The 23,731-nt window shown below is 42.7% G+C and carries 20 protein-coding genes and 8 tRNA genes; 23 read left to right on the top strand and 5 right to left on the bottom strand.

Features of this window, described 5'->3' with window-relative positions:
• Positions 1-143: 143 nt before the first annotated feature.
• The 4 genes from PPIS_RS08885 (at position 144) to PPIS_RS08870 (ending at position 2,045) form a co-directional block, all read left to right on the top strand.
• Positions 144-461 carry a YqcC family protein gene (locus PPIS_RS08885; protein ID WP_010370929.1) on the top strand — a complete coding sequence of 106 codons (318 nt, stop codon included), beginning with the start codon at positions 144-146 and terminating at the stop codon, positions 459-461.
• Complete coding sequence (gene truC / locus PPIS_RS08880) at positions 461-1,195, top strand: tRNA pseudouridine(65) synthase TruC (RefSeq protein ID WP_010370931.1); 735 nt, start codon at positions 461-463, stop codon at positions 1,193-1,195. Before PPIS_RS08885 ends, truC begins: the two co-directional genes overlap by 1 nt.
• A complete protein-coding gene (locus tag PPIS_RS08875; protein WP_010370933.1) occupies positions 1,195-1,638 on the top strand; it encodes a flavodoxin in 444 nt (147 codons plus the stop codon). The genes truC and PPIS_RS08875 overlap by 1 nt, the downstream gene beginning before the upstream one ends.
• Positions 1,639-1,844: 206 nt before the next feature.
• A complete protein-coding gene (locus PPIS_RS08870) occupies positions 1,845-2,045 on the top strand; it encodes a hypothetical protein (RefSeq protein WP_010370935.1) in 201 nt (66 codons plus the stop codon).
• Between the two features lie 224 nt (positions 2,046-2,269).
• Here PPIS_RS08870 and PPIS_RS08865 read toward each other — a convergent pair whose 3' ends face one another.
• A complete protein-coding gene (locus PPIS_RS08865) occupies positions 2,270-3,844 on the bottom strand; it encodes a lytic transglycosylase (protein WP_010370939.1) in 1,575 nt (524 codons plus the stop codon).
• 227 nt (positions 3,845-4,071) lie between these two features.
• A complete protein-coding gene (gene gloB / locus PPIS_RS08860; RefSeq protein WP_010370943.1) occupies positions 4,072-4,839 on the bottom strand; it encodes a hydroxyacylglutathione hydrolase in 768 nt (255 codons plus the stop codon).
• 52 nt (positions 4,840-4,891) lie between these two features.
• On the opposite strand from gloB, the gene PPIS_RS08855 reads away from it, so the two are divergent.
• Complete coding sequence (locus PPIS_RS08855; RefSeq protein ID WP_010370946.1) at positions 4,892-5,641, top strand: class I SAM-dependent methyltransferase; 750 nt, start codon at positions 4,892-4,894, stop codon at positions 5,639-5,641.
• 63 nt (positions 5,642-5,704) lie between these two features.
• On the opposite strand, the gene rnhA is transcribed toward PPIS_RS08855, so the two are convergent.
• On the bottom strand, positions 5,705-6,175 hold the full coding sequence (rnhA, locus tag PPIS_RS08850; RefSeq protein ID WP_010370948.1) for a ribonuclease HI: 471 nt from the start codon (positions 6,173-6,175) through the stop codon (positions 5,705-5,707).
• A 69-nt stretch (positions 6,176-6,244) separates the two neighbouring features.
• On the opposite strand from rnhA, the gene dnaQ reads away from it, so the two are divergent.
• From dnaQ to PPIS_RS08785, 14 genes are all read left to right on the top strand, one after another.
• Positions 6,245-6,955 carry a DNA polymerase III subunit epsilon gene (gene dnaQ, locus PPIS_RS08845; RefSeq protein ID WP_010370953.1) on the top strand — a complete coding sequence of 237 codons (711 nt, stop codon included), beginning with the start codon at positions 6,245-6,247 and terminating at the stop codon, positions 6,953-6,955.
• A gap of 101 nt (positions 6,956-7,056) precedes the next feature.
• Positions 7,057-8,427: a TIGR03503 family protein gene (locus tag PPIS_RS08840; RefSeq protein ID WP_010370956.1), complete on the top strand. Its 1,371-nt coding sequence runs from the start codon at positions 7,057-7,059 to the stop codon at positions 8,425-8,427.
• A gap of 110 nt (positions 8,428-8,537) precedes the next feature.
• Positions 8,538-8,614 (top strand) — tRNA-Asp (locus PPIS_RS08835).
• 32 nt (positions 8,615-8,646) lie between these two features.
• A tRNA-Asp gene (locus PPIS_RS08830) sits at positions 8,647-8,723 on the top strand.
• Positions 8,724-8,753: 30 nt separating this feature from the next.
• A tRNA-Asp gene (locus tag PPIS_RS08825) sits at positions 8,754-8,830 on the top strand.
• Positions 8,831-8,862: 32 nt separating this feature from the next.
• Positions 8,863-8,939: transfer RNA gene (locus PPIS_RS08820), tRNA-Asp, on the top strand.
• 32 nt (positions 8,940-8,971) lie between these two features.
• Positions 8,972-9,048: transfer RNA gene (locus PPIS_RS08815), tRNA-Asp, on the top strand.
• Between the two features lie 49 nt (positions 9,049-9,097).
• A tRNA-Asp gene (locus PPIS_RS08810) sits at positions 9,098-9,174 on the top strand.
• Between the two features lie 41 nt (positions 9,175-9,215).
• Positions 9,216-9,292: transfer RNA gene (locus PPIS_RS08805), tRNA-Asp, on the top strand.
• Between the two features lie 159 nt (positions 9,293-9,451).
• Positions 9,452-9,596 (top strand) — tRNA-Asp (locus PPIS_RS25100).
• A gap of 447 nt (positions 9,597-10,043) precedes the next feature.
• Positions 10,044-10,730: a translesion DNA synthesis-associated protein ImuA gene (imuA, locus tag PPIS_RS08800; protein ID WP_010370960.1), complete on the top strand. Its 687-nt coding sequence runs from the start codon at positions 10,044-10,046 to the stop codon at positions 10,728-10,730.
• Between the two features lie 2 nt (positions 10,731-10,732).
• Positions 10,733-12,130 carry a Y-family DNA polymerase gene (locus PPIS_RS08795; RefSeq protein WP_010370963.1) on the top strand — a complete coding sequence of 466 codons (1,398 nt, stop codon included), beginning with the start codon at positions 10,733-10,735 and terminating at the stop codon, positions 12,128-12,130.
• Complete coding sequence (locus PPIS_RS08790) at positions 12,130-15,207, top strand: error-prone DNA polymerase (RefSeq protein WP_010370966.1); 3,078 nt, start codon at positions 12,130-12,132, stop codon at positions 15,205-15,207. Before PPIS_RS08795 ends, PPIS_RS08790 begins: the two co-directional genes overlap by 1 nt.
• Positions 15,208-15,544: 337 nt before the next feature.
• On the top strand, positions 15,545-16,498 hold the full coding sequence (locus PPIS_RS08785) for an RbmA family biofilm matrix protein (RefSeq protein WP_010370969.1): 954 nt from the start codon (positions 15,545-15,547) through the stop codon (positions 16,496-16,498).
• Positions 16,499-16,594: 96 nt separating this feature from the next.
• Here PPIS_RS08785 and PPIS_RS08780 read toward each other — a convergent pair whose 3' ends face one another.
• Positions 16,595-17,065, bottom strand: a complete 471-nt coding sequence (locus PPIS_RS08780) for a hypothetical protein (RefSeq protein WP_010370973.1) — start codon at positions 17,063-17,065, stop codon at positions 16,595-16,597.
• 92 nt (positions 17,066-17,157) lie between these two features.
• On the opposite strand from PPIS_RS08780, the gene PPIS_RS08775 reads away from it, so the two are divergent.
• Positions 17,158-17,541, top strand: a complete 384-nt coding sequence (locus PPIS_RS08775; protein WP_010370975.1) for a response regulator — start codon at positions 17,158-17,160, stop codon at positions 17,539-17,541.
• 93 nt (positions 17,542-17,634) lie between these two features.
• On the opposite strand, the gene rpsT is transcribed toward PPIS_RS08775, so the two are convergent.
• A complete protein-coding gene (gene rpsT / locus PPIS_RS08770) occupies positions 17,635-17,895 on the bottom strand; it encodes a 30S ribosomal protein S20 (protein ID WP_010370978.1) in 261 nt (86 codons plus the stop codon).
• A gap of 427 nt (positions 17,896-18,322) precedes the next feature.
• On the opposite strand from rpsT, the gene murJ reads away from it, so the two are divergent.
• From murJ to ileS, 3 genes are all read left to right on the top strand, one after another.
• Positions 18,323-19,885, top strand: a complete 1,563-nt coding sequence (murJ, locus tag PPIS_RS08765) for a murein biosynthesis integral membrane protein MurJ (protein ID WP_010370982.1) — start codon at positions 18,323-18,325, stop codon at positions 19,883-19,885.
• Positions 19,886-19,952: 67 nt separating this feature from the next.
• The gene (gene ribF / locus PPIS_RS08760; protein WP_010370985.1) at positions 19,953-20,879 is read left to right on the top strand and encodes a bifunctional riboflavin kinase/FAD synthetase; all 927 of its coding nucleotides are present in this window, start codon (positions 19,953-19,955) and stop codon (positions 20,877-20,879) included.
• Positions 20,880-20,900: 21 nt separating this feature from the next.
• Positions 20,901-23,729 (top strand): isoleucine--tRNA ligase, encoded by a 2,829-nt coding sequence (gene ileS, locus PPIS_RS08755; RefSeq protein WP_010370988.1) that lies wholly within the window; start codon positions 20,901-20,903, stop codon positions 23,727-23,729.
• Positions 23,730-23,731 lie beyond the last annotated feature (2 nt).

Genomic DNA, 23,731 nt, shown 5'->3' with positions numbered 1-23,731 from the left:
TACTTATATTTTCAATAGCGGCAATTATAGCTACTTTTAGGTGCGCTGATAAGCCTAGGAAAAAGGTGTACTTGAGAGAATTGGCTAGCTCCTAAATAATGCAAATTGCTATAATGTAAAAAATTGAGAAAGAGACAGAACCGATGAATTCGGAATTATTGATTCAATTAGATGAACTTGAGACTTGTTTAAAAGCAACTGGTCTTTGGCAAGACGAGCCAATTTCGGCTAAGGCACTTACCTCTACGGAGCCATTTTGCTGCGATACCATGACCTTCGCGCAGTGGTTGCAATTTGTATTCTTGGGCAAAATGCGAACAATGGTAGAAAGTGGTGAAGCATTACCGGAAAATATGGCGATTGCGCCAATGGCTGAAATGGTGCTGAGTGAGCACCTTTATTTTAATGCGGTTCATCAGTGCTTAAAAAACCTTGATAATACAATTGCAAAGAGCGCGTAATGCTTGAGATCTTATATCAAGATGCGCATTATGTTGCGATAAATAAGCCGTCAGGGTTATTGGTTCATCGCTCATTTTTGGATAAGCGAGAAACACAATTTGCGATGCAAATGCTGCGTGATCAACTCGGTCAACATGTTTTCCCCGTTCACCGTTTAGATAGACCGACGTCAGGCGTGCTGCTGTTTGCGCTAAGCTCTGAGGCCGCGCGAGACATGAATGAAGTCTTTATTAGCGGTAATATTCAAAAACACTATTTAGCGCTTGTTCGCGGGTTTGCTCCTGAATCTAGATTCGTTGACAGACCACTCAAGGAAGAACTTGATAAAATCGCTGATAAGTTTGCCTGTCAGGATAAAGCTCCGCAGGAAGCGCAAACACAGATAAATTGTTTATTGCAGGGTAGCCTGCCAATTCCTTTTGGTAAGTATCCAAGTATCCGCTACTCATTGGTGGAGTGCTTTCCTAAAACGGGTAGAAAACACCAAATCAGGCGCCACCTCAACTATTTAGCACATCCGATTATTGGTGATGTCAATCACGGTGATAATAAACACAACCACTTTTTTGTCGATCATTTTGGTTTACGTAGGTTGATGTTATTTGCAACTAAATTGGAATTTGTACATCCTTATACCAACATGACGATTTCAATTACCGCGGATTTGGGGGAAGAAGCATTGGCTGTTTTCGCTCAGCTCGGCTGGTCAGACAACGAGAAGGATTATAAATAATGGCAAAAGTTTCCATTTTTGTGGGAAGCATGTACGGCAACGCTGAAAACTTGGCTAACGACAGTGCTGAGTTTTTGAATAAATCGGGTCATGAGGCAAGTGTTATTGAACCTGCTTCCATCGTTGATGTAACGCAAGCTGAAAACATTTTATTTATTTCTTCCACTACCGGATCTGGTGATATTCCAGATAACTTGTTGCCTTTATTTTTGCAAATGCAAAGCGAATTTCCAATGCTAACGGGCAAAAAAGTAGCAGTCATCGCATTGGGAGATTCTAGTTATGGCGATACTTATTGTGGTGCTGGAAAGCAAATTGATGCCCTGATTGAAGAGCTGAACGCCACTCGAGCACAACCGCGCTTAGACATCGATGCCTGTGAATATTTTGAGCCTTGGGAGCCTGCTGAGCCTTGGCTTCAAGCATTGGCAAAAAACCTATAGGTTTTATCTTCTGTTCAAGCATTACCTTCCAATTTACGCGGCTTAATAGGCGCGTTTTTTATGCAAAGAAAGATGTTAGTTATCATTTTTGTAACATTCTGTATGTATATTTACATTTCCATTTCCATTTCATTGTGTGACAGTAGTGTTGATTGTGTAAAAATCAATCACACTTAGAATTCATAAATAATGAAAAGGAAAAAATAATGATTAAACCAATTCTATTTGCTGTTTCTGCAATCTTTGCCACCGCTATGTCTGCCGACGCAACTGCATACGAGGAAATTTACCTTGAATGTTACAAAAATGGTGAGTTGTTATGGGCTGACTCGTTTACTGATTATCGGGACGCGGATAACGCATCGAGAATTTGCAGGAGGATTGGTGGTACGCCAATAATGTATTAACGATATCAGTTCTTTATGAAATTTTCTTTAATCAGTATTGAAGTCTAACCAAATTTTGGGGTTTAAATCAGCTGTAAGTAACATTGAAAAACTGTGTATTTAAACGATAGATAGTACTGTCATAATTTTTAAGGAAAAGTGAGTCAAAAGTGCTGCTTTAATATGTAAAAATCCAATATCATCACAGATATTGGATTTTTATTTTTAAACCCTATTTCTTAGTGCTAAACACGTTTAGTTTGAACTTTCAGTTTTAACTTTTGACCTGGCTGGAGATACTTCTGCCCAGTCAGGTTATTCCATTTGACGATTTCATTCACGCTAACGTTAAATTTAGTGGCGATACGTGCCAGTGAGTCGCCTTTACGCACTTTATAAGTGATTGTGCGCTCAGTGTTGACGAGTACGGTTTGAGCCGCTGCTTTTTCATCTTTAAAGACAGTAAGTTTTTGTCCAAGGCGCAAAACGGCATTGGTTTTTAACTTATTCCAGCTAGCTAATTGCTTAACGGTAACATCATATTCGCGGCTGATATCCCACAATGTATCGCCTGACTTTACCGTGTGGCTGAGCTTTTTCTTGGTTACTTTGTTGGCGGCAAGGCGCACTTCTGGTGGTAAATGCTCACTTTGCAATTCGCCATCACTTAGTGGCACCAATAGCTTCTGGCCAACACGGATCATATTGCCATCGATGCTATTAAGTGAGCGAATGGCGCCGATACTAGTATTAAATTTAGTCGCAACGACCGACAGGCTGTCTCCTTTTTGCACCGTATAATATTGCCAACGAAGCCTATCTTTTACTTCGGTTTTAGCTAATTTTTCTTGAAAAGCATCAACCTTTTCCATGGGTAATAATAGCTGGTGTGGGCCATCTGGATCGGTGGCCCAACGATTAAAACCTGGATTGAGGCGATAGAGTTCAGTTAAAGATATATCAGCCATTTCAGCGGCAAGTGCTAAATCAATTTGTGACCCTACCTCAACTATATCAACAACTTGGGCATTGATGATAGGTTGCCACGCGACCTTAAACTCATCTGAGCGTTTTAAGAGGTCGGATAAGGCAAGTAATTTAGGCACATACGCGGTGGTTTCACGAGGTAAATCGAGAGACCAAAAATCGGTAGGCAAATGCTTTTTACGATTTTTCCGGATTGCATTGAGCAATCGGCCTTCACCTGAGTTGTAAGCGGCAATTGCGTTTAACCAATCGCCCTCCAGCGTTTTATGGAGATAGGTGAGATAATCAAGTGCCGCTTGCGTTGATGCGATAATATCGCGACGACCGTCATACCACCAATTTTGTTTAAGGTTAAAGCGCTCACCAGTTTGTGGCATAAACTGCCAAATACCGGAAGCGGTGCGGTGTGAATAGCCAAATGGATCGAATGCGCTTTCCACAATAGGTAACAACGCGATTTCTACCGGCATATTGCGCTTTTCTACTTCTTCAACAATATAGTAGAGGTAAGGTTCTGCACGTTTTGCGATACGGTCTAAATAGGCTTGATGACGTTGATAGTAATTACGTTCGGCGACAACCGGTCTATTTTGTGGCACTTCGATAGATAACTGATAACGGATCCGCTCCCATACATCATCAAATACAGGCACAGCATCTTCATCTTCGTCTTGCCATGAGGTACTGAGTGTTTGAGAGATATCATAAGGGCTCGCGTGATCTAAGTTGGCCTGCTTCACTTGTTCAGTTGCAGTTTCCAATGGGGTTTCTTGTGTGATTTCACAACCACTTAATATTGCTGTTGATGCAATAATAAAGGCGAGCTTTTTCATAAATGCGTTCTTTTGCTTGGGGGTTCGGACAAAAACTCGGCAATATTACCGAGTTTGTACCAGCATTTAAAGCTTCTTTATTATTTTATTTCGACTTCCTAAAAATCGTTAGATATGCTTATTCTTGGCGGTATTGCAAAGAAAATGGATAATTTATTCAATACTTCCCATGTAAGTGCGCCAAAAAAGCGTCATTTTGGCGTTACATTAGGTCACTATTGAATATTTTAGAAGTTATCCTTCCATTTTCTCAGCGCACTAAAGCGAGCTTCTGGTGTATTTTCTGACGCGATAAATTGCGGTGGAACATGGGTGAGAATGGCTTCATTTGCGGCACGTACAAAAGGATTGATTGCTTTTTGCTGTTCAATTGTTGTCGGCACTGTACGCTCGTTATTGGCTCGTAATGACTTTGCTTGTTGGTGATACTGGGTTAGTGCTTGGTTAGTAGGCTCAACAGCCTCAGCAAAAGCAAGGTTCGCGAGCGTGTACTCGTGCGTGCAATACACTTTACATGTGTCAGGTAGGGTGAGTAGCTTTTCAAAGGAGTGCCACATTTGGCTTGGTGTTCCCTCAAAAAGTCTGCCGCAACCTGCGTTGAATAAGGTATCACCGGTAAAGGCCAGCTCATCATTTACATAACAGATATGGTCTAACGTATGTCCAGGGGTGGCAATAATGTTCAGCGTGGTATCAAAAAGTGTGATCTTATCGTGTTCACTAAGGCTATGAGTAATGCCTTTATATTTACCATTTTTAGGTCCGTACACTGTTAAGCTGGGAAAATGTGATAAAAGCGGGGCAATGCCATCAGTGTGATCCCAATGGTGATGGGTGACTAATATGCCTTGGAGTGTTAAATCAAACTTGGCGAGGTAATCTAAAACAGGTTGTTCGTCACCGGGGTCAACCACCCAACAGTTTGAACTTAGAGGGTCTTTTATCACCCAGATATAATTGTCATCAAATGCTTTGATTGCATCGACTTGCACCATAACGCAATGCTCTATAAAGTGATTAATAACACAAGTATAACGAGCTTAGTAAATGAAACCAGCGTTAAGTTTTTTACAAGGACCCAAACCCGATGAGTGGCAAGACTTTCCTCACGGTGAATATTTAAAAGTAGGGATCCAAAAACGACTGGATGAATGGCTACCAAGAATGTTTGGTTACCACATGCTAAAACTCGGCTGTTTGAGCGGCCAAATGAATACCTCTGCCAGCCCGATTAAGCATCAAGTTTGTGTTGCCCCACAGGGTAAACATGTTGGGGTATTTGCTGAAATTGACGAGCTACCTTTTTACGAAAACTCAGTCGATGCTTGTATTTTAAGCCAGTGCTTAGAATATCATTCTGATCCGCATCATATTCTACGCGAAGCCCATCGCACGCTTATTCCCGGTGGTTATATTGTGATCTCAGGTTTTAATCCGTTTAGTTTATGTGGTGTGGCGCAAATGCTTCCCTTTAGTAAAGAAAAATTACCTTGGTCAGGGCGCTTCTTTACTCCATCTCGGGTGAAGGATTGGCTAGATTTACTCGGGTTTGAGATTGTTGGTGACGAGCGCTTTATTTATGCGTCTTTAGCGCGAGGCTCGAGGCTTTCTCGTTTTGCGCCATGGCGCCGCTTTTGTCGTCATTACTTAAAGCCGATGGGAAGCGTGTATATGTTGGTGGCAAGAAAGCGGGTGATGCCGCTTACTCCGATCAAGCCCAAGTGGCATGTAAAGCCTAAGTGGACACCCGCTGTGAAAGGGGCTGGACTCAGGCAAACCTGCCAAGATAAAGAATAACGAGTATTATTACTTAAGATAAATCTTAAGGGAGCTGTTATTTGTTATTGAATGATCCCTTAGTTAGACGCTGGCTTCGTAGCCTTCATCTATAAGTAGGTTTGAACCTGAAGCCGCTTCACGCGCTAAATCATCAACAAGCTCATTGTATTTATTTCCAGCGTGGCCTTTTACCCAGCGCCATTGGATCGTGTGTCGGCTGGTGGCAGCGTCCAGTCTTTGCCATAAATCGACATTTTTTACCGGTTGTTTGGCTGCGGTTTTCCAATTGCGCTTTTTCCAATTTTCAAGCCAAGACTCAATGCCTTGCTTAACATATTGGCTGTCGGTATAGAGAATGATATCGCAGGGGCGCTTTAATGTTTCGAGTGCAACAATGGCTGCAAGCATTTCCATTCTATTATTGGTTGTGAGTTTATACCCTGCACTCATTTCTTTTTCATGTCCTTGATAGGAAAGGTAAACACCATAACCACCTGGACCTGGGTTGCCTAAACACGAGCCATCGGTATAAATCTCTACGGTTTTTTGCACTGAATTGCCTATTTTTATGTAAAATGTGCGAATAGGGCAAAATAATAGCAAAGTTAAGCGGGCAACGATATGCACACACGGCAAATAGTACTGGATACAGAAACCACAGGTATTGATCCTAAAGCAGGGCACAGGATCATTGAAATTGGTTGTGTTGAGCTGGTCAATCGCAGACTAACGGGGAATAACTTCCACGTATATATTAACCCTCAGCGCGACATTGAAGAAGAAGCCATTGATGTTCACGGTATCACCAACGAATTTTTACGTGATAAACCTTTTTTCCATCAAATTGCGCAAGAGTTTTTTGACTATATTAAAGGAGCTGAGCTTGTCATTCATAATGCGCCGTTTGACGTCGGCTTTATGGATCACGAGTTTGCTAAGTTAAACCAAGGCTTTCCTGCTACACATGACTATTGCCAAGTGCTAGATACTTTGGTGATGGCAAGGGATCTTCATCCGGGCCAGAAGAACAGCCTAGATGCGCTTTGCCGTCGCTACGATATCGATAACTCAAAGCGTACGCTGCACGGCGCTTTACTGGATTCCGAGATCCTTGCTGATGTTTACTTGTCGATGACGGGAGGCCAAAAAAAGCTGAATTTGGCGAATCAAAATAAAGGTGATCAGGCTAACTCAGCCGGTGGCATTATTCGTTTAGACAGCAATCGCCCTGCACTTAAAGTTTTACGTGCTTCTGCCGATGAAGAACAAGCACATACAGAACGTTTAGAGCTTGTAAACAAAGCTTGTGGACAAAGTCTGTGGCAACAATAATGAATATAATCGGTATCGTTGGGGTGGAGTAGCCGCTTAATTAGGGACTTTATCCCAAAAAAAAGATCACTCAGGCCATCAACGCAATGTAAGGTTAATGCATGAATCTAAAACAGCTTATCTTGGGGTTTGTACTGCTAGTAAGTACGGTTGTTGGCGCTCAAACACCACAGATAACGATGTTGCAGCGGGACGGTAAGGTAAATGAAATCCCTCTTTTAGATAACCGTTTTCGCATTGATTATAATATTGAAGAGATCACTTTACTGTTTTTTCGTGCACCAGGCGCTCCCGCCGTGGTACTTGTGAAGCCTGATGGTAGTAAATATTATGCGACCAGTTCGCTAGATAATGATGCACTGCAATGGTACGACGAAGTCAGTTATGACTTGATCATTCTAAAGAACCCAACGCCAGGCCCTTGGCAAGTCATCGGACAGATCCAAAAAAGCAGCCGCATAATGGTGCTTGGTGACATTGAGCTCGAAGTTGAGGCTTTGCCCCCGCTATTATTCCGTGGTGAAGTGCTGAAGGTAACAGGGCGTGTGACTAATGATGGCAAACAGATAGATGTGGGTTACTTCAGGGATGTCGTGACTTTGTATGTGGAGTTTTCTAGTACCAATAACGATGAATATGCCAACTTTGGTGCAGGTACGCAAAGCGTGACCGACTTTAAAGATGATGGCCGAGAGTTTGATGAAAGACCCTTGGATGGAATTTTTACTGGTGAGTTTAAGTTAAACTTTCCAGCGGGAGAGTGGCAGCCTGAATTCTTCATTGAAACGCCCATTCTAAAAAGAAGAGTGATAAAATCACCTATTGTTATCGCTGAGCCGCCATTCAACTTTGAATTGATGCTAGCGGGTGAAAACGAGCTTGAACATGGCCTTACTATTACGATAGACGACACGGTTGTGAAACCTGAGACCATATTGCTACAGGGTAAAATTTTCTACCCCAATGGTGAAGAGCAGATGTTTACCTTAGATGCAGAAGAGCGGCTTTATCGTCAGCTGCCAATCAAGAATTATGATTGGGGGCGTTATACTGTAGAAATCTCCGCATTTGGTGAAAATATCAATGGCCGTGAGTTTATGGCAACACTGCCAAATTACAATTTTGAAATTGAAAGACCCATTGAAAAAGTGCCTGAATTGGAAGCCGCTGCGTTACCGGCAGTGGAACAACCTGAGCCAGAACCAGAGCCGACTATAAGTACAGCGCTACTAGTCAGTATTATTGTTGCTGGTAACTTAGTTGTATTATTGCTCGGTTGGTTAGCCATTCGTATTTTGGTGCAAAAAAAGCCAATTAGACTAAAAATACCAATGCCAAAGAATCCATTTAAGAAAACCGAAGAAGTCATTGATCTTGATGATTTAGGGCCATCTGAAAATAACGCAGCAGGGAATGGTTCAAAAAATGACAAATTAGGTGATATTTTGAACCTTTCAATGAAAGATAACTAAAAAACACGGTTTTTTTTCAAAAAACGGTTGACTCATGAGGGGGTCATTCGTATTATTCACGCCGCTGTCAGGGAGCACACCTTACAGCAAACACTGCAAGAATATGACGCGGAGTGGTAGTTCAGTTGGTTAGAATACCGGCCTGTCACGCCGGGGGTCGCGGGTTCGAGTCCCGTCCACTCCGCCAATACTTATTACAAACGTGCATTTGCTTCTTATGGAGTGGTAGTTCAGTTGGTTAGAATACCGGCCTGTCACGCCGGGGGTCGCGGGTTCGAGTCCCGTCCACTCCGCCAAATTTCTTCGTAGTATCAATAAGTCGCGCTGGAGTGGTAGTTCAGTTGGTTAGAATACCGGCCTGTCACGCCGGGGGTCGCGGGTTCGAGTCCCGTCCACTCCGCCAATACTTATTACAAACGTGCATTTGCTTCTTATGGAGTGGTAGTTCAGTTGGTTAGAATACCGGCCTGTCACGCCGGGGGTCGCGGGTTCGAGTCCCGTCCACTCCGCCAACACTTCGAAGCAAAAAATGCGAATACTCAGTGGAGTGGTAGTTCAGTTGGTTAGAATACCGGCCTGTCACGCCGGGGGTCGCGGGTTCGAGTCCCGTCCACTCCGCCAATATATCGCATAACTATATTCAAGCTTTATGACAGCTTGTTTACTCGCTGGAGTGGTAGTTCAGTTGGTTAGAATACCGGCCTGTCACGCCGGGGGTCGCGGGTTCGAGTCCCGTCCACTCCGCCAACACTAAAACGAGTAAAATAATGTCATTAAGATATCTCTGCGGAGTGGTAGTTCAGTTGGTTAGAATACCGGCCTGTCACGCCGGGGGTCGCGGGTTCGAGTCCCGTCCACTCCGCCATTTAAGATATCTTGCAAATCTATCACTTCCTTGATCAAAAATCAAAAATCAAAAATCAAATAGCTCATTTGCTTTAGCCTTTCTTTTGTCATCACTATCAAGTAACTTATTTTCAACATAAGCTTATAATAATGTCGTTATAACTTTGCCAGTTGCAGCGAAGTGGTAGTTCAGTTGGTTAGTTGTTGCCTAAGTGGGTAGCACTCATCGAGGCCAAAAGACGATTATCTACGCGCCACCAGTTGGTTAGAATACCGGCCTGTCACGCCGGGGGTCGCGGGTTCGAGTCCCGTCCACTCCGCCAGTTTGCACTTTCTCTTCTAAGCAAGCTTCCTTGATCAAAAATCAAAAATCAAAAATCAAAAATCAAAAATCAAATAGCTCATTTGCTTTAGCCTTTCTTTTGTCATCACTATCAAGTAACTTATTTTCAACATAAGCTTATAATAATGTCGTTATAACTTTGCCAGTTGCAGCGAAGTGGTAGTTCAGTTGGTTAGTTGTTGCCTAAGTGGGTAGCACTCATCGAGGCCAAAAGACGATTATCTACGCGCCACACTCATTGTTTTACGTCTCAGTTCTTGTCGCCTTTTATACAAATACACTTTGTAGATCTCATTTCTCCTAAGCAAAACACGATTAACTTAAAGCGCAAACTATGGTTATTTTTAACTCGCCTCTTTTCTAGCGATCTACTTGCGATCTGCCTTTATTTAAATATACTGTATATATAAACAGTTTTTGGTGATGTATGGCGAATTATATAGATCTTCTTGAGCGTAAAAACTTGCTTTGGCGTGGACGTGGACAGGCCGTGCAGCATGATGTCGTCAGTACTCGCTTTGCTGCACTTGACGATTTGCTGTGCGGTGGTTGGCCGCAACAAGGTGTGATTGGTGTGAAAACTGCAATGGGAGTAGGAGAGTTAAGGTTGATATTGCCCCATTTTGTGGATGATAACCGTTTGAAGGTATTAATTAATCCTCCAGGGCAAATACATGCCGCAGCATTGCATTATTTATCGTTAGATCTGAGTGAATTTATGATATTGCAGCCACCAAGTGAAAAAAAAGCATTGTGGGCTGCGGAACAATGTGTAAAAAGTGGTGCGTGTAGTGCGCTTGTACTTTGGCACGAAGCGCTTTCTATTGCTGCTGTAAAGCGTTTGCAGTTAGGTGCACAGGCGGGAGGTTGTAGGTTATTTGCTTTGTATCAAGCGCAGTACGCCCAGACTTTACCATTTACACTTTCAGTGGTTTTACAAGCACAGCACAGCGGCTTGGATGTGACAGTAAAGAAGCACAAGGGGCACTTTGCACATCGCAGTCTTAAACTAGAGAATCCCCACTATTGGCCAGAGCTTGAAAAGCCAAATCTACCTCATGTTAGCGATAATATAGTTGCATTTTCGGGCTATGAGCGGCGTTTAACGAGCTAGTTATGTGGTTATATCTCTATTTTCCTATGCTGCAACTAGAAGGAATGACAAAGCAAACAGTTTCCGGTGATTTTGTGACACCCGTTGTTATTATTGATGGCCGCAAAAACCAGATAGTACAGCTAAATGATGCAGCGCAGCAGCGAGGTATAAAAATAGGAATGGGCCTTGGGACTGCTTGTGCATTGTGTACACAGCTTCATGTTTTGCCCTACGACGACCTTCTAGAAAGACAGCAGCTATTAGAAATTGCCAATATGCTTTATCAAGTAAGTGCAGATATTGTAATCGATGAACCTAATGGCCTTGTGCTTAAAGTCGATTCTATGCTGTCGCTCTATCATGATTTGCCAAGTTACTGGCAAGTAATATCTGGACAATTAGCGCAGCTTGGCAAGAGTTATTATTACGGCATGGGTGAGTCCACAATAATGGCTAAACTCTTGGCGCGAGAGCATTGCAATGCGCTTATGTTAACGCTGTGCCAAAAGCGTCATTACTTGGGGAAAATTGGACTAACACATACAAGTCTAGACAGTCGGGTGATTGAGCTGCTTGCTCGCACCGGAGTTAAAAATGTGGCGCAGTTAGAGCAGTTTGCACTCAGTGAGCTGGCTAAACGTTTTGATACTGAACTCGTACATTATGTAGGCTGCTTGTTTGGAAAGCTAAAGGAAACTCTTAACTATTACCAACCTGCGGAAACTTTTGAGCTTACTGCACCTTTACTTTACGAAGTCGAAGTAATGGCTTGGTTAGAAAAGCCAATCGAGCATTTGCTATCGCGTTTAGCCTTATTCCTACAGCAACGTAACTTAGTAACTCGAACGCTTTATTTTACCTTAGCACTTCGAGATAAAGAGGCTTTAGAAATCACATTAAACAGCGCGGAGCCTGAATATAAGGCGGAAAATTGGCAGCGTTTGTTAAACCTCAAGCTAGAATCCATAACCTTAGATGCGCCCGTACAAAGTGTTTCACTCAAAGCTGATGCACTAGAAACGCAGCATGCCACAATAAAAGATCTCTTCTCAACGCAGCAAAGTGCGATGTCTGCGCAAGAGCTGCGGGCTATTCTATGTGCTAAGCTCGGTGAGCAGGCTGTGCAAGGTTTACAACTTACAGGCGATCCTCGTCCTGAAAAGGCCAGTAATTATAGCCACGAGCCACATTTCACGACACTCAAGAGTAAATTAAGACCTACCATTCTATTTCCGAAGCCACAGCCTTTATGTGAAAGAGTCAATATTATTTCTGGTCCAGAGCGTATTGCTTCAGGGTGGTGGGACGGTGAGCCGGTCCAGCGAGATTATTTTATTGTACAAAATGAACAAGCGCAGCGGTTATGGGTATTTCGAGAGCAAAATAACCATTGGTATATTCATGGAGTATTTAGCTAATGTCTTATGCCGAGCTTTTTTGCCAGAGCAACTTTTCATTTTTGACTGGCGCATCGCGACCAGAAGAGTTGGTCAAACAAGCAAATTTTTTAGGTTATAGCGCAATAGCCATTACTGACGAATGCTCTTTGGCTGGCATTGTCCGTGCTCATGCTTATATTCGTGATCATAAGCTCAAGATAAAACTCATAGTTGGGAGTTTGCTGAAGTACAACAATATTGACTTGGTTGCTATTTGTCCTTGCCAGCTCGCTTATACAGAGTTATGTCGAGTGATCAGTAATGCTCGCCAGCGAACGGAGAAGGGACAATATCAGCTTAGTGAGTGGGATATTATGTCGCTTAAGCATGTTTTATTGTTGTGGTTGCCAAAGGGGAACAGTCAAGATGTTCAAGCATTGCAATGGCTGTGTAAATATCACCCAAATAGAGTATGGATTGGCTACCGACGTAACTTGAGTGCAGAAGATGTACATTACTTTACCCATTGTGTAAAACTGTCAAAAGCTTATCAAATACCTGTCTGCACTGTTGGTGGGGTGCTTATGCACTGCCCGTCTAGACTAGCGCTACAGCACACACTGACAGCCATTCGACAGAATCGTGTGATAAGCGAGATCCCTGAGAAAATGATTAGTAATAGCGAGTCGGCACTGAGATCTATCTCTAAGCTTAATAAGTTGTTCTCACCTACCTTTCTTGAAGAAAGTGCCAATATCGCGAAGCGATGTGTATTTAATTTAGACTCATTGCATTATCAGTATCCTCAGGAGTTAGTGCCTAAAGGCTTTACTCCAATGGCTTATTTACGCGCGTTGGTCGAAAAGGGTAAACAAGTTCGCTTTCCTGATGGCGTGCCGCCAGATATAGAAGCCATTATTGATAAAGAGCTCTCGCTTATCGAAGCGCTTGATTATCCGTTTTTCTTTATCACTATTCATGACATTGTGATGTATGCAAAACAGCATCAAATCTTATATCAAGGGCGAGGCTCAGCCGCTAACTCTGTGGTCTGCTATTGCTTAGAGATAACCGCAGTTGACCCTCGGCAAGTGGGCGTATTGTTCGAGCGTTTTATTAGTAAAGAGCGTAATGAGCCACCCGATATAGATGTAGATTTTGAACACCAACGTCGTGAAGAGGTGATCCAATATATCTACAAGAAATATGGCCGTAAACGCGCAGCATTAGCAGCAACGGTGATCACGTATCGTTTAAAAAGTGCCATGCGTGATGTTGGCAAAGCCTTGGGCATTGAAATGGCGCAAATAGAGTACTTTATTAAGCATCTCAACCGCCGTGATAAAGGACTTAACTGGCAGGCCCAATTAGTGGAGCTAGGGTTAGAGCCAAACTCATTAAAAGGTCAGCACTTTATTCAGTTGGTTAATGACATTATGGGGTTTCCAAGGCATTTATCGCAGCATGTTGGTGGTTTTGTTATCTCAGAAAGTCCATTACATGAATTAGTGCCCGTAGAAAATGCAGCTATGCCAGAGCGCACAATTATTCAATGGGATAAAGATGACCTTGAAACCCTTAAGTTACTCAAAGTCGATATCTTGGCCTTGGGTATGCTAAGCGCTATCCGTAAGTGTTTTGGCTATATTGTAGCGCATACGAAGCGAAACCTGGATCTTGCCCAATTGACTCGTATGCAAGACGACCCTTTGGTCTATAAGATGTTGCAAAAAGGGGATAGTGTTGGCGTGTTTCAAGTAGAGTCTCGCGCGCAAATGAGTATGTTGCCAAGGCTGAAACCCGCGAATTACTACGACTTAGTGATCCAAATTGCCATTGTACGTCCCGGCCCTATTCAAGGGGATATGGTGCATCCATTTTTAAAGCGACGAGATGGTGAAGAGCAAGTGACTTATCCATCAGAAGCGGTTAAATCTGTATTAGAGAGGACCATGGGGGTTCCTATTTTCCAAGAACAAGTGATAAAACTGGCTATGGTTGCAGCTGGATTTACTGGAGGAGAAGCAGATAGCCTACGCCGAGCTATGGCGTCATGGAAGAAAACCGGAGAGCTGATGCAGTTTAGAGAAAAGCTTATTCGAGGCATGCTGGAGCGGGGCTATGAAGCACAATTTGCTGAGCGGATTTTTGAGCAGATTTGTGGCTTTGGTGAATATGGTTTTCCTGAAAGTCACTCAGCTTCTTTTGCTGTGTTGGCTTATGCCTCTGCGTGGTTGAAATACTACTACCCAGCAATGTTTTATACCGCTCTACTTAATAGTTTACCAATGGGGTTTTATTCGGCTTCACAGCTGTTGCAAGATGCATCAAGGCATAAGGTTAGCATTTTACCTATTTGTGTTAACCAGTCCAATTACGAACATCAAGTCGTACAAGAGCCAAGACAAACAACGTTTGCGATCCGTTTAGGACTTCGGCTTATAAAAGGGTTAAGTGAAGAAGAAGCACTGCAATTATTACAATGCAGACCTCAAGAAGGGTTTGGTAAAATCGTGCAGTTACAACAAGCTGGTATTACCAACAGTACTATTGAAAAGTTGATTTCTGCGGATGCTTTACATCACTTTGTGGATAGCCGTTATGCTGCTAGGTGGTCGCTTGCAGATCAAAGTAAAACCTTGCCACTATTCAGCGATATTGAAGAGAAAGAGTCGCAATATAGTCACTTTAGCGCCACAGAGTTTGAAAACTTACAGGAAGATTATAATAGCACTAAGGTTTCCTTACGCACTCACCCAATCAAGCAACTTGAGCAAGCTAAGCTTATAGCCCGAACGGTTAAGGCCAATGAACTGCTTTATCGACCGCATAAATCGTTAGTAACAGTGATAGGGCTGGTAACAGGAAAGCAAGCCCCAGGTACCGCAAAAGGCGTGACCTTTTTTACTTTGGAAGACGAAACAGGCAACATCAATGTAATTGTGTGGTCTGGTACTGCTCGAGCACAAAAGCAAGCCTATATGGGCGCTCAGCTATTAGAAATAAAAGGCATAGTAGAGAAAGAGGGTGAAGTGGTACATGTTATTGCTGGTAAGTTAATCGATAGAAGTGAGTTACTAGAAGCAATGAAAATTAAGGCTCGCGCTTTCCACTAAAACTCAGTGTAGAGGGGGAAACTTTTGCTGCAGCCTTTATTGTTGACATAAATCATTTCTATTTTTTTTCTTTCAGGTACAGTATCTAATGCCAATTTGATTTAATACTTGCTCAACTTGAGGGATTAACCTGACGCTAGCTGCGTTAAAAATTTCTTATTTAGAACAATTAAATAGCAAAATTTTTGCCTAGCCTAAATGTGGATTTAGGTATCTTGGCGATAGTAGGATGCTGAAGCGGAGCTATTGACATGCTTTTCTTGCCTCAAAATAGACCACTTAATTGAGTGAATTGGTATAAGCCTAATTAAAAATACGTTATAAAAGGACGTAACGAATGACACTAAAAAGAAATACACTACTTATCCCTCTACTTTTTTCTTCAGTTTCTCACGCTACGGTTATTGTCCAAGCTACAGCAGATAATGAAAATGCTACGGTAGAAGCGATAGGTGGTCGAGTTAACTTTGATACCGTCATAAAAAATGAAGGTAGTGCAGATGCTAACCTAAGGTACTATGACACGTTGATTTTTCCTAAAGGGGAGCTATATAACCGTTCAGCTGCAAGTAATATTACATTATCAGCTGGTGCAAGCTTTGAGCAGACCAGGCCAAGTGTTGTTGTGCCTCCTGAGTTTCCTGCTGGAGAATATAATTACGTACTATCTGTATATAATAAGGATACGGGTGAGATCACATCTTCTAACTTTTCATTCTTTAAGCAATATGGAGAAAAGAAAGGCGCCAGTTGTCATGAAATACTGATCGATGGGCAGAGCCAAGGAAGTGGCATTTATACGATAAAGTCCGAGAGTGCACCAGTACCTTATCAGGTGTATTGTGATATGGAAACTAAAGGTGGTGGTTGGACACTCGTTGGAATTAAAAATAAGGCATTACCTAATGAGGAGGTTGAAGAGCTTACTTCTTTAGATAGTGAAGCAAGTGTTGTCTCTGATCAAAAGTGGCAAGAGTTAAAATATGTTTCCCAAGAGGTATTGGTGGTAGCTGATAAAATTACAGCCGTGCTAGATATGGATATTTTGAAGAGCGCAAATTGCAAACCATTGGCTGAGTCCCTGACAGAAAACCTATTAGCCCACAACGAAACTGGTGGTTGTAATGGCAAGGGACAAGACTATTCGCTATTTGGTTCAAATCAAGGCATTACTTCCGTATACGATTATTCTTCAACTAAATTTATTAAAGAAAAAAGTGGCTCGGGATGGGGAGGTGCAGATACCTCACCCTATTATAATGGAACTAAAATGTGGATTTATGTCCGCTAAGCTAACTTTTACCCAGCGAAGTTTAAAAAATGATGATACGGTTGTTTAAGCCGTATCATCATTATAGAAGTTCCGTTGCCCTTTCAAAGCGATTTTTTAAGACTGAAGCAATTTCATCATGGCCGCTATAAAGCCTTCTTGCTTGATTATTTGGTACTTTTGGCACGTATCTGGGTTTTTCAAATCGTGACATAGGTATAGTGTATTACGCTCAAGTGCTGGCTTTGGGTGTAAATTTGAGTCAAATAGCACAGGATCAATACCCGGAAGACCAGACCAATATACACTACTAGCCACAAGGCCTAATTTCTCATAAGTAATCAGTTGTGGTTTTGGCAAGACAACGAATAGTATTCCAATGACTGCAAGTGCTATCCACTTACCTTTTCCCTTAGGTCTATCATTATCTGTAGCAGTTTGTGCTTGCTGTGCTTGTGCGGTTTGCTGAGCCTTCATCGCTGCAATTTGTTGTGGCGATGGTCGACGGTTTTTTGTTGTACTAGTGCGTTTCTTTTGGTTGGACTGTACTTGACCTAAAAGCGATTGTTTTTTTGATGGTTTTGCCATGCTTTAAGTAGCCTTTTAGTTGCAGGTCTCTATAATGCTTCTATGCTAAGTATAATAGCTTATTTTTACACTACAGCCTACGGGAAAGGACTATGGATCAAAATATCTCTATTTTAATCGTCGATGATGTAGGGACAGTTCGCAGCTTTTTACATCAAACCTTAATGCACTTAGGCATTGATCATGTAAGAGAAGCCTCCACTGCAACGCAGTGTGTAAAGTCATGTGAAGAGCAACATTTTGATATTGTCTTTCTAGATATTGAGCTGCCCGATGGTGATGGTAAAGAGTTAATTGCAACCCTAAATGAAATAAACCCGAATATTAATGTCGTTATGGTGTCGGCACACTCAACGGTAGACAATGTTAAAGATGCTATTGAGCGTGGTGCTAAAGGTTTTGTTGTTAAACCATTTTCGCCAAAGAAAATCGCGGCTATGCTGAAAAAGTTTTACCCAGATTTAGAATTGGTTTAAAACTGCACTGATTTTATCTTTTGATACCAAAGTATATAAATTACAGACATAAAAAAACCGACATAATGTCGGTTTTTTCAATCCAGCAACAAATTAAAGTGCTTTGATCTTAGCAACTAAACGGCTCTTATGACGAGCAGCTTTGTTTTTGTGGATTAGACCTTTAGTTGCGTAACGGTCTAGGATAGGTGCAGCAACAGCGAATGCTTGAGTTGCAGCTTCTTTATCACCAGCTTCAATTGCAGCGATTACTTTTTTGAAGTATGTACGCATCATTGAACGACGGCTTGCGTTGTGCTTACGACGCTTTTCGCTAGTGATAGCGCGTTTTTTTGCAGACTTGATGTTAGCCAAGGTTTGCTCCTAACAATCTTAAAATAAGCTTAATTTAAAGGCCGAGGAATATGCCTGTTTTAATCGCAAAAGTCAATATAAATTAACAAGCGCGGCCTAATGTTCAACACCCAAGACTCGACTTGGGCTATTCTCAATTCTTAACCTGTACAAATCAAAACGTTGCTATGCGACATTTTTACTTCTATAGCAGGCAAGTAAACCCGTAATATCCCAAGTTGCACTAATAATTTGCAAAGCGTAGCTTCACAAAGTGCCTTGAAAATCTCAGGTCTGAACCAAAGTAAACAGTCAAATTTCACGAGGTGAAACAGGCCTACCAAGGTTAATGGCGCGTATTGTATCAAAGCTGACAGGGCACGCCTAGTGCTAAATGCACAACGACTGTGGCATAATTTGCCGCGATTCACTGAATTTAGGAGTTAAGGTGGCAAAAGGGTTATTTAAATCGGGTATGATTGTCAGTGCCATGACTATGATTTCGCGGGTTCTGGGGCTAGTTCGAGATGCCGTCGTGGCAAACCTATTGGGCGCAGGATTGGCCGCAGATGTCTTTTTATTCGCCAACCGGATCCCTAATTTTTTACGTAGGTTATTTGCAGAAGGCGCGTTTGCTCAGGCGTTTGTTCCTGTACTTTCAGAAATTAAAGAAAAGCATGGAGACGATAGAGTAAGGTTATTCGTTGCACAAGCTGCTGGGACACTCGGGACCGTATTGCTTATTGTTACTATTTTAGGGGTGATTGGCTCGCCTTTGATCGCCGCATTATTTGGCACTAGCTGGTTTCTTGACTGGTGGCAAGGTGGTGCTGATGCCGAAAAATTTGTGCTTGCAAGCGCACTATTAAAGCTCACCTTTCCTTACCTATTTTTTGTTTCATTAGTTGCACTTAGCGGGGCGGTACTGAATGTTTATAATCGCTTTGCGGCAGCGGCCTTTACGCCAGTTTTACTCAATGTGTCGATTATCGGCTGTGCTATTTTTCTCCATGATAAATTTGCACAAGGTGCGTACGCTCTAGCACTCGGTGTATTTATTGGTGGTATTGTTCAACTATTATTCCAGATCCCATTTTTGTTGCGCTTAAAAGTCTTGAGTCGCCCTCAATTTGCATGGCGAAGCCCTGAAATAACCAAAGTCAGAACATTAATGATCCCTGCATTATTTGGTGTTTCTGTTAGTCAAATTAACTTACTACTGGACACCGTCATTGCTTCTTTTCTCGTGACGGGATCGATTGCTTGGCTTTATTATTCAGACAGATTAATTGAATTTCCACTCGGCCTATTTGGTATCGGTATTGCGACCGTGATACTGCCTGCACTTTCTAAATTACATGCAGGAGAAAAAAGTGAAGACTTTCAGAAAACACTAGACTGGGGTGTACGTTTTGTCATCTTCTTGGGATTACCAGCGATGCTAGGGCTGATGGTGACAAGCCCACTTATCATTTCAGTATTATTTGGCCATGGTGAGTTTGTTTCTCAAAATGCAGACAATATAAACAAGGTAAGCTTAGGGGTAGCCGCATATTCCGTTGGTTTATTAAGCTTTATGTTGATTAAAGTACTGGCACCGGGCTTTTACGCTAGACAAGATACTAAAACGCCTGTTCGTATTGGTATTATTACTATGGCACTCAATATGGTTTTCAATCTTATCTTAGCGCCTTTTATTGGTTATCTAGGCCTTGCATTGGCAACTTCATTGTCAGCGTCTTGTAATGCGTTTTTACTTTATCGTCAGCTGTCACATCAAGGTGTGTATCAGCTAAGCGCATTTTCTCTTGGTTTTACTGCCAAATGCTTTGTTTCAGCGGTCTCGATGGCTGCATGCGTATACTTTCTAGGCGCCCGCTTTGAATGGCTAGAGTGGGGACTGATGGAGCAGGTGCTATTACTTTGCGGATTATTAGTAACTGCGATGGTGAGCTATTTTAGTTTACTATTTATACTAGGGGTAAGATTGAGCACAATCCGAGATGCTTGATTCGCATTTTTAAGCAACTTGGGTATAATTGGGCTCTTTGATATTTGCTGCACAAAGGCACGGCACTATGCAACTAATCCGAGGGATCCATAATATTCGACCACATCATTTTGGTTGTGTGTTGACGATTGGAAACTTTGACGGGGTTCATCTTGGACATGTAGAGGTTTTGAAGGGGCTGATTAGCGACGCAAAACACTATCAACTTCCAAGCACAGTGATGTTATTTGAGCCGCAGCCCTTGGAGTTTTTTGCCAAAGATAAAGCACCGGCTAGGCTGACGCGATTACGTGATAAACTAGTCCTGTTGCAAGAGCTTGGTATAGAGCGAGTCATTTGCGTCAACTTTAATCGCAAATTTGCCTCGCAAGATGCAGAGCAATTTATCAAAGAAGTCCTAGTGACAAAGCTTGGAACCAAGGCGCTCACGGTCGGCGATGACTTTCGTTTTGGCCGTGAACGAGCTGGTGATTTTGCAATGCTAAAACGAGTGGGCGAACCGCTAGGTATGCAAGTAAAAGACACGGCAAGTTTTCGCAAGCAAGATTGTCGTGTAAGTAGCACGTTGATCCGCACGGCGCTTGCGGCTGGTGATTTACGTCAAGCACATGATATGTTGGGCCATACTTATGCCATTTCAGGCCGTGTTATTCACGGTTGGAAGAAAGGCAGAGAGCTTGGTTTCCATACTGCAAATATAGCCTTAAAACGCCAAGTGAGCCCTGTGCGCGGTGTGTATGCAGTCAAAGCGACTGTGAATCACAAAACACATTATGGCGTAGCGAATGTTGGCACTAAGCCAACCCTAAACGGAACGAAAGCCCTTTTAGAGGTGCATCTGTTTAATTTTAATGAGACCATCTACGGTCAGTTTATGAAAGTGGAGCTAATTGAAAAGCTTCGCGATGAGCAAAAATTCGAAACATTGTCGCAGTTAACAGAACAAATCAGTCGTGATGTTAGCAATGCAAAACAGTGTTTTTCTTTAACGTAGCCGATACGGAAAGTAGGATAAATGAGCGACTACAAACATACTTTAAATCTACCGGAAACTGAGTTTCCGATGCGTGGTAATTTGGCGCAACGCGAACCAAAGATGCTGAAAAAATGGTATGAAGAAGACCTATACGGTCAAATTCGCATTGCGAAAAAAGGTAAAAAGCCATTTATTTTGCATGACGGTCCTCCGTATGCAAATGGTGATATTCACCTAGGTCACTCAGTAAACAAAATCCTAAAAGATATTATTATTAAGTCAAAAACGCTTTCTGATTTTGATGCGCCTTATGTACCAGGTTGGGACTGTCATGGTCTTCCAATTGAGCTACAAGTGGAAAAGAAAGTAGGCAAACCAGGTAAGAAAGTATCGGCTGCTGAATTCCGTGAAAAGTGCCGCGACTATGCTAAAAAGCAAGTTGATGGCCAAAAAACAGATTTCAAACGCCTTGGTGTGTTAGGTGACTGGGATAAGCCATACTTAACCATGAACTTTGATTTTGAAGCCAATGCTATTCGTGTGCTTGGTCGTATTATCAAAAATGGTCACCTGCACAAAGGTGCAAAGCCAGTTCACTGGTGTACGGATTGTGGTTCAGCGCTTGCAGAAGCAGAAGTTGAATACCAAGACAAACAATCGCCGGCAATCGACGTAAAATTTGTCTTTGCTGATCAAGCGGCAATCATTAGTGCGTTTGGTTTGGCCGAAGGCCATGAGGGCAAAGGCGAAGTAAGTACCGCAATTTGGACTACAACGCCTTGGACATTACCAGCAAACCGCGCTGTGGCAGTACACGGTGCGCTAGAGTATGCGCTGGTACAAATTGAAGATGAAGGTCAAGAGCAGCGTATTGTGCTTGGTTCTGAATTAGTCAAAGACGCTGTTGATCGTTTTGGATTCAAGCACTTCCACGTACTAGGTTACGCGAAAGGCGCTGCGCTTGAGAATCTGCGCGTTGCACACCCATTCTTAGATTTCGATGTGCCTGTTATTTTAGGTGAGCACGTAACAACAGACTCAGGTACTGGTATCGTTCACACTGCACCTGGTCACGGTCAAGAAGACTTTGCAGCGGGTCAAGCTTACGGTCTAGAGGTTGCAAACCCGGTTGGTGCAAATGGTGTTTATCTACCAGATACACCGATTTTTGCAGGTCAGCACGTATTTAAAGCAAATGACAGCATCATTGAGTTATTAACTGAGAAAGGCGTATTGTTCCGTCATAAGGCGCTAACGCATAGTTATCCACATTGCTGGCGTCACAAAACTCCTATTATTTTCCGTGCGACGCCACAATGGTTCGTCAGCATGGATCAGGCTAACCTTCGCACTGATTCACTGAATGAAATCAAAAAGACAGAATGGTTGCCTGAGTGGGGTGAAAGCCGCATCGCAAACATGGTTGAAGGTCGCCCTGACTGGTGTATTTCACGTCAGCGTACTTGGGGTGTGCCAATCGCGTTATTTGTTGATAAAGACACCGGCAGCCTACATCCTGGAACGGAAGCCCTTATCGAAGCCGTTGCTAAATTAGTGGAAGAAAAGGGTATTCAGGCGTGGTACGACTTAGAGCCTAGCGCGCTATTAAGTGAAGCTGATGCTCAACAGTACGTAAAAGTACAAGACACACTAGACGTATGGTTTGATTCAGGTGTAACACATGCGTGTGTTGTTGATGCGCGAGAAGAATTAACAGGTCCTGCAGATCTTTACCTTGAAGGCTCGGATCAACACCGTGGTTGGTTTATGTCATCAATGATGACTTCAGTTGCTATCAATGGCCATGCACCTTATAAGCAAGTGTTAACGCACGGCTTCACGGTCGATGAAAAAGGACACAAGATGTCTAAGTCATTAGGCAATGTGATCTCGCCGCAAGACATCATGAACAAGCTAGGTGCAGATATTTTACGTTTATGGGTAGCTTCTACCGATTATACGGCCGAAATGACCGTGTCTGATGAAATCTTTAAGCGCTCAGCTGACCGTTATCGTCGTATTCGTAACACAAGTCGTTATCTACTTGCGAACCTAAGTGGCTTTGATCCAAAAACGGACTTAGTAGCAATTGAAGATATGGTTGAGCTAGATCGCTGGATTGTTGCGCGTGCTGCGCAGCTACAAACTGAGATCAAAACAGCGTACGACAAGTACCAAATGCTTCAAGTAACACAAAAGCTTATGAACTTCTGTACTGGTGAATTGGGCTCGTTCTATCTAGATGTCATCAAAGACCGTCAGTACACCGCGAAAAGTGATAGCCATGCCCGTCGTTCTTGTCAATCAGCGCTTTATCATATCGCCGAAGCGATGACACGTTGGATGGCGCCAATCATGAGCTTTACCGCACAAGAAATCTGGGAAGTATTACCAGGTGAGCGTGGCCAGTTTGTATTCACGGATACTTGGTATGATGCAATTGAAGGGGCGACAGAAGGCTCGTTGAATAACGAGTACTGGCAGAACTTACTCGCGGTACGTGATGAAGTAAACCGTGTACTTGAGAATGCACGCAAAGAAGAAGTGATCGGTGCGACGCTACAGGCTGAAGTAACGCTATATACAGGCGGGGACTTAGCTGAGCAGCTCAATGCCATTGGTGACGAATTACGCTTTGTTTTACTAACTTCGAAAGCAACGGTAGAAGTAGTCAACAGCAAGCCAGAAAATGCAATTTCATCAGAAATTGATGGTTTATACATTAGTGTAGCGGCAACATCGGCTAAAAAGTGTGATCGTTGTTGGCACTATACCGACGACGTAGGTACGGATGAGCAACATGCAGACATCTGTGGCCGTTGTATTAGTAACGTTGAAGGTGACGGCGAGCAACGTCAATTCGCCTAGGA

This window comes from Pseudoalteromonas piscicida (assembly GCF_000238315.3).
In the GTDB taxonomy this organism is placed as follows: domain Bacteria; phylum Pseudomonadota; class Gammaproteobacteria; order Enterobacterales; family Alteromonadaceae; genus Pseudoalteromonas; species Pseudoalteromonas piscicida.
The sequence above is the reverse complement of the archived record's forward strand: the minus strand, read 5'-3'. Positions and strand labels throughout refer to the sequence as shown.